The organism is Nocardia alni, assembly GCF_019038435.1.
Taxonomy (GTDB): domain Bacteria; phylum Actinomycetota; class Actinomycetes; order Mycobacteriales; family Mycobacteriaceae; genus Nocardia; species Nocardia alni.
In genome coordinates, this window is sequence record NZ_JAGPOX010000417.1 from 1 (window position 1) to 379 (window position 379).

1 protein-coding gene is annotated in these 379 nt (G+C 64.4%); it reads left to right on the forward strand.

Features of this window, described 5'->3' with window-relative positions; translation table 11 throughout:
* Positions 1-28 precede the first annotated feature (28 nt).
* On the forward strand, positions 29-379 hold a 351-nt coding region (locus JZ791_RS44595; RefSeq protein ID WP_368858359.1), incomplete at its 3' end, for a motility-associated protein.

Here is a 379-nt window from a genome sequence, read left to right on the forward strand (position 1 = left end):
GAGATATCCCCTCTCCTTGCGTCGCCCCATGCTCATCATCGTTGGATTCCTGGTCGTCATCATCAGCGTGATCGGGGGCTACCTCGGTGCCCACGGCCGCCTGGGTGCCCTCTGGCAGCCCTACGAGCTGGTCATCATCGGCGGTGCCGCACTGGGTGCGTTCCTGGTCGGCACCCCGGCCAAGACGGTCAAGCAGACCCTGCAGGCCATGGTCGGCGTGTTCAAGGGCCCGCGCTACAAGCAGCAGGACTACATCGATGTCCTCAGCCTGCTCTATGAACTGCTCAACAAGGCCCGCCGCGAAGGCTTCATGGCCCTGGAAGACCATGTCGAGCGGCCGGCCGAGAGCGCCCTGTTCGCCAACTACCCCAAGGTGCAG